5 protein-coding genes are annotated in these 5977 nt (G+C 32.0%); 1 reads left to right on the top strand and 4 read right to left on the bottom strand.

From position 1 onward, the window contains the following. Positions 1–527, top strand: a 527-nt coding sequence (locus J1D01_RS17075) for an ABC transporter ATP-binding protein (protein WP_421151725.1), incomplete at its 5' end; no start/stop codon positions are given. A gap of 286 nt (positions 528–813) precedes the next feature. Here J1D01_RS17075 and J1D01_RS17070 read toward each other — a convergent pair. The 4 genes from J1D01_RS17070 to J1D01_RS17055 form a co-directional block, all read right to left on the bottom strand. Beyond that, entirely contained in the window at positions 814–2229 is a 1416-nt protein-coding gene (locus tag J1D01_RS17070) for an alkaline phosphatase (protein WP_421151724.1), read from the bottom strand. Positions 2230–2352: 123 nt separating this feature from the next. Beyond that, positions 2353–2520: a transposase gene (locus J1D01_RS17065; RefSeq protein WP_421151723.1), complete on the bottom strand. Its 168-nt coding sequence runs from the start codon at positions 2518–2520 to the stop codon at positions 2353–2355. A 185-nt stretch (positions 2521–2705) separates the two neighbouring features. Further along, positions 2706–5090, bottom strand: a complete 2385-nt coding sequence (locus tag J1D01_RS17060; protein WP_421151722.1) for a TlpA family protein disulfide reductase — start codon at positions 5088–5090, stop codon at positions 2706–2708. A 186-nt stretch (positions 5091–5276) separates the two neighbouring features. Then, the coding region (locus J1D01_RS17055) for a hypothetical protein (RefSeq protein WP_421151721.1) at positions 5277–5977 on the bottom strand (701 nt) is incomplete at its 5' end.

The following is a 5977-nucleotide window of genomic DNA, read 5'->3' as shown; positions in this document are numbered from 1 at the left end:
GTAAAAAGTTTAAAATCTACAAAGAAGACCATAAGGTACTATACAAGCTTTGTTGCTATTTTATCAAAGACAAATCTAGTTGTGAAAAGTTTAGAATAGACATCAACAAAGGCGTACTGTTAAGCGGTCCTGTGGGTTGTGGTAAAACGTCGCTCATGCGGTTATTAAAACATATGGTACCGCATTTTCGTCCCTATGAAGTGATTCCTTCAAGGAACATTGTTTTTGGGTTTAATAATATAGGCTATCGAATTATCGAGCAATATGGCAATCATCAGTTTTATTGTTTTGACGATTTGGGCGTGGAACCCACGGGAAGACATTTTGGAAAAGATTGTAATGTTATGGGAGAAATTTTACTCTCTCGATACGATCTTTTTCTAAAGCATAAACTAAAAACGCATGCTACCACTAATTTGAATGCCAATGAATTGGAAGCACGTTACGGAAATAGGGTGCGATCTAGAATGCGAGAATTGTTTAACCTAGTGGCTTTTGATAAGGGAAGTAAGGACAAGAGAAATTAATTTTTTGTAACAAAGCAAATATGATTTATGAAGGGTTTTATTTGTAATAATTATAAAAATGTAGGCTTCCCTAAAAACTAGGACAGTAAATAATTCGAATTTACTAATTTTAAATTTTAAACTGTCACATGAAAAAAAGCAAATTTACCGAGACACAGATTGTGAAGATCCTAAAGGGAAGAAGCGTCCCTGAACTGGCCTGAGAACTAGGAATCGACAAGAGTACTGGAATTACTACATTAGACTGGACAATTAATTGCGAGATTTAGAGTTACATAAATCTATTTTAAAAGTTATTTTCTACTTCAGCAGCTTCTAACATTAAATAATGTAAATCTGTATTTATAATAAATGGTTTTAACAAATCACTACCTGGACCATACATAGATAACTCTACATAGTCTGAAGAGTGTTGTTGGCTTATCCAACCAACTGAGTTATGTTTTTTTTGAATTTCAGCCATCAATTTAAAAGGTAAATGACGAGGATTATACAAACCATCTTCTGTTGTTATATTGGCATAATGCGTTAAAAGAGTTATTGCCTCTTCATCTGTAACAACAAAATTATTAGCATATTCAATGCGTTCTTTAATCTGATTGATAGTGGATTCTCTTCCAATACCATTTAATATCCATTCGTTTGTATGTTTATAGTTTTGAATGGTATCAAAGTTCTCATTAGCTTTACTACCATAAATTGTTCCTGGATTAGAGTTTCCATGATCTGTAGTTATAATCACTAGGGTTTCATCATTAGTATCAGCAAAATCAATAGCCACTTTTACAGCATCGTCATGAGCAGCTTGGTCATAAAGTAAACCTGCTATATCATTACCATGAGCTGCCCAATCTACTTTTCCTGCTTCCACTTGCAATACAAATCCTTCAGGATGATTTTTCATTCTATCAATAGCTTTTTGAGTCATTTCAGCTAGTGTAGGAATGTTTTTTGTTAGTTCTTTGCTATTATTTCTATCAATAGTATAAGGCAATCCACTATCTGAAAACACTCCTAAAATTGGCTTACTAGTATCTGCCTTTAACATTTGTTTTCTGGTTTTTACAACTTCATAGCCTTTGTTGGCAAACTTTTGATACATATCAACCTTATCGTCTCGTTTATCAGGAGAGAAATACTCATTTCCTCCACCCATCATAATATCAAAGTTTAGACTTAAATATTTTTCTGCAATACCAGCTTGGTCTTTACGTGTTTTACTATTAACACAAAATCCTGCAGGTGTAGCATGTGTTATAGGTACTGTGGTAACACATCCAGCCATTTTACCAGCTTTTTTAAATTTTTGCCAGATAGGTAAGTGGTGTTCACCAGTAGGACTTACATTAAGGCCTCCATTATTAATTCTAAACCCACCTCCCCAAGATGAACTAGCAGCTGCAGAATCGGTAACAATAGAACTAGCAGATGCCATATCCATTAAACCACGTGTAATTTTATTATCTCTGTATAATTGAAGCCAATTTGTACCAATTCCTGTTTTTCTTGATAAATATAAATCTGTCATATTTAGAGTTCCAATACTCATCCCATCACTTACAACTATAATGATATTTTTAGCTTTTTTGTTCTTTTTATAAGTATCAAAATCTTTAGGTGTTGCAGCTACATCAAAAGGATTTAATACTGATGCTCCTAAGGCAAAAAGTGAACCGTTTTTGAAAAATTTTCTTCTATTCATAGTGAGTGGTAATTCTAAAATGAAATTATAGACAAATATAAGGAATGCTCATATCTGACTTAAAAATACTATTAAAAGAAATTGTTAAATGTTTAAAATTATGTAGCCTTTATTCAGGACGGGTCAGTCTTTACGGTTGTACTTTTTAATCCATTCGTTGATTGTGGTTGGATTAATTCCATAAGCCTTACCTAATTGATACTTGTTTAATTTTCCTGTTGTAAGTTCGTCTAAAATTTTGAGTTTGAAAGGTTCTGAATACCTTCTGATTACTTTGTCATTTTTGTACATAATGTTTAAAATTATGTAGCCTTTATTCAGGACGGGTCAAAATGTTGTACAACGTACAGCTGTATGGTTAGTAAGGGATTGCGGGCTTTTTACCTAACAAGTTACAGCAAAATTTGGAGCGGGTTACTACGCCCTGAAAACCACTGAAACCCTTATTAACTATACCGCGTGTTATAGGGCGTAATTTATTGTGTTAGATATTTTTCAAATAACTTTTTTAATTCTTCATTTGATGAAGCAAAGTACACTTTATCTTTGACAACAGACCCGTCCTTATCTACAAGTACATAGTGTGGTATTCCGCTTATATTGAACTTTGAAGCAAAATGATTCCACTCGTCTTGTTCAACTCTGTAATGTTCACCTTTGATGTCGGGTATCATCATATTCCAGGTATCTATTGGTGATGATTGATTAGTAATGTAAACAAACTCAATGTTTTTATCTTTCAATTCTTCTTTAAGAGGTTTAATTTTTTCCATGCCACTTCTGCACGGGCCACACCATGTTGCCCAAAAGTCAACAAAAACAACCTTACCTTTATATTTTTCTATAATCGCATCAAATAGTTTATCGGCTTCTGTTTTCGGCGTTTCGTTTATAACATATCCCGTTTTGGTTTTATTTTCTGCTAGTTTTTTTTCTATTTCTTTTTCTTTATTGTCACTATAGTTTATTAGATAATTCATAATAAAATCGTCACTTATCTTTTCTCGAATCTCGACCTTATCACCTTCTTCGAATGGTTTTTGCCTCCCCCTCATACTTTCGCATTTCGATTGAGCAAACATTATTTCCGTTGCAAAACATTCAGTTAACCCGAAATATTTACTCATATTTACTGATTGTATTTGATGATATGCGTCTTTACTAATTGAACTAAATAATTCTGAATATTTTTGTCGAAACGAATTCAAAGTTGCAGTATCCGATTCAAGAGTTTCTTTGATACATGTTATATTTTCACAACCAATAAGATTATTAAGAATTTTTTCTTCATCTATTGATAAGGTTATTCCTTTCGAGGAAATAGTATCCATCAGGGCAACATAAAAATAGTTTGGTTTTGGGAGAACACTTTCAGAAAAACGAATCCTGTTTATTAAGGAGTTGTATGCCCCACCTGATATTAGCGAAATAGGGTTGTTTAAATCATCCGCATTAATAAAGTCATAATAACTAGGTTCAAATGTTTCAGATTGCAATGGAATTTCTCGTTGTTCTCTAGGTACTTTATGCTTTTTTCGATAGGCAGAGCTTTTCATTCGATTAAATGATAATATATTTTCATACGCTCTGTATGGGATTTGCATATTCTTAATTTGCAAAGCTTTTTTACTTACCGGGTTATTTTGAACATATTGGTCTAAAGCATTCAATTCTTGATTCATAATATCCAAGCAATAAGTTTTAAAATCATTGCCCGTCATATCTAAAATTTTCTTTTGAGCTATATTGTAATTGAAATAGTAAATTGTATCCATTGCAAGCAAATCTGAATTTACTAAAGACACATCACCCATAAAAAGGGACTTTCTTTCTCTTTTGTTTCTATGGTTATAGTTTTTATAAGCCGAGGTATATTCAGATAAATCAATATATTGAAAAGTTGTTTTTCCTGGTTCAAGATAAACGCTCTCACTCATGTTAAGCATTCGAACATAAATCTCTTGCGGATGTATCATTGGAACTTTACAATAAAAACTCCCATCTGGTTCAATTGTAATTAAGCATGAGTTTTGTTCATGAATAATTATGTCATTTACATAAGCCATGCCTGTGTTACCCATTTTGGGGTGATATCCATCGATAAAGCCTCTATAAACTGCTGTGTCAATTTTAAACACCGGAAGTTCATATTCCAAATCATTTTCAATTACATAGTCAGTATTAAAAGTTTTGGTTTTACTATACAATTGTTGATTATCAGGAGAATCGCCTATTAATAAATTTTCTTTTTTTAATTTTATATAAATTTTTTCTTGCTGTGAACCATCTTTAAGGCTTAGCTCAAAGTTTTTTCCTTTACTATTAAGCAATATATTATTCCAAATTTTATTTTGATAAATAACTTTATCTTCAAAAATACCATATTGCCATTCATTACTACCGTCTGTTTTTAACCAATTTCCCTGTATTTCTTTAGGTATAAAGGAAATTTCTTCTTTTTCAGTTAAGCTAATATCAAATATTTTCCAGCTTTCCTCTATATAATCTATTTTATCAATGTTTTTTTCTATTGCAGGGAAATATAGCGTATATAGGTTAATTCCACTTTCAGGTGTATTATGCTTTTTATTAAGGATTATTCCTTTAGCACTTTTAACAAAAAGTTTTTCTCCCCCCTTACTGTTTTGTATGTAAGTCTTATCCGATGAAATTTTAATCCACCATTTTGGGAAATATTTTACTTCAAAATCAATTTTTGTTACTGTATCTTGGAGTTCAATTTTGGTAATCTTCACATAATTAGCAGTTGTTGCACTAAAATCGGGGTTTTCAATTATTTTTTGTCCAAATGAACTTAGACCTATCAATGCTAAAGTGGTCAGGATTAGGATTTTTCTCATAGTATTTATTTTATGTTTGTTAATTGTATGAAGTTTGTTTTTATGTCCTATAACGGTTTTGGCTATGGTTTCGTTACGGAATGGTACGCGAGTATCATTCCGCCGTAACCATAAATTTAGCAAAAAGGCTTGAAATTCCGATTAGGAATTTCAGCCGTAATGAACTATAGCCGTTGTTGGCAATAGTTATTTATTTTTGATAATATCAACAATCGAATCAACTTCGCGTTGAACTATATTGTTGTCATTATGAAATTTGGATTCCTTATTAACATATTCAGTTTGTTCCTCCAAAATTCGTTGAGCTAATTCCTCAACTTCATTGCTCAATTCTATTTCTATGTTTTTGTCACTTTTTGGGTTGAGCAAGCTTGCTACCAATAATCTGTTTTTAGCCTCCAACTGCTTATTTAAATCTAAATACTCCCAAGTAGCATCAAAAAAACGAGTGTCATTATGATTAGGTTTTAAAGAATCAATAAGTTTTTTACCATCATTGATTGTTCGCTCTATCTCAACAGTCAATACTGTAATCATGTCTGTTATACTTTTGTCAGGAATAGAGTCATTTTTAAGTATTTTCGCTAATTGTAAAAAGTAAGGATTTCTTAAATTACTTTTCGCTCCTAAATCCTGTTTAATATTTAGACAATGGAAAGATTGAACTAAAGCCTCTTTTTTAGAATACTTGTATGGATTTGCACAATTTAGAAAACAAAAAACTAATAAAATCAGAAGCAGTGTTTTTTTCATAATTATTGCCAACGGTTTGGCTATGGTTTCGTTGCGGAAAAAATCCGCAGGATTGTTTCCGCCGTAGCACGAAGATAGCAAAAAAGCAGGATTTTTCCGCAGGAAAAATCCGTAGCAATGAATTATAGCCCATG

Origin of the sequence: Seonamhaeicola sp. NFXS20, assembly GCF_049132085.1 — a bacterium.
Taxonomy (GTDB): Bacteria; Bacteroidota; Bacteroidia; order Flavobacteriales; family Flavobacteriaceae; genus Seonamhaeicola.
The sequence above is the reverse complement of the archived record's forward strand: the minus strand, read 5'-3'. Positions and strand labels throughout refer to the sequence as shown.